Origin of the sequence: Bradyrhizobium sp. 87, from assembly GCF_023073015.1 — a bacterium.
GTDB classification, from domain to species: Bacteria; Pseudomonadota; Alphaproteobacteria; order Rhizobiales; family Xanthobacteraceae; genus Bradyrhizobium; species Bradyrhizobium canariense_D.
In genome coordinates, this window is record NZ_JADPIQ010000012.1 from 1 (window position 1) to 623 (window position 623).

Annotated in this window: 1 pseudogene; it reads right to left on the reverse strand. The window is 68.4% G+C overall.

Features of this window, described 5'->3' with window-relative positions:
* Nucleotides 1–623 (reverse strand): annotated as a pseudogene (locus IVB50_RS03235) (AMP-binding protein); the annotation flags it as partial.

The window sequence follows — 623 nt, forward strand, 5'->3', positions numbered from 1 at the left end:
GAGTGCCCGCCCAGCTCGAAGAAGTTGTCGTGCCGGCCGACACGTTCCAGGCCCAGAAGCTCGGCCCAGATCTGCGCCAGCGCGATCTCGATCTCGCCCCGCGGCGCCTCATAGGCTGCCCGCGCATACGCATCATCCTCTGGCGGGGGCAGCGCCTTGCGGTCCAGCTTGCCGTTCGGCGTCAACGGCAGCGCCGCAAGCCGCACAAACGCGCTCGGCACCATGTACTCGGGCAGCCGCGCACCAAGATGGGTGCGCAACGTGCCGGCAAGTTCAGTCCCCTCGGCTTCGCCGGCATGCTCCGCAGCCGTAACCACATAGGCGACCAGACGCTTCTCGCCGCTGCGATCCTCGCACGCAACCACCGCCGCGTCGCGCACCGACGCGTGCTCAACCAGCCGCGCCGCGATCTCGCCAGGCTCGATCCGGAAGCCGCGGATCTTCATCTGGTCGTCGATGCGGCCCAGAAACTCCAGATTGCCGTCCGGCAGGTACCGCGCGAGATCCCCGGTCCGGTACATCCGTGCGCCGACCTCACCACTGAACGGATCGGCCAAGAACCGCTCCGCCGTCAGTTCGGGCCGGTTCAGATAGCCACGCGCGACCCCCGCCCCGCCAATGTA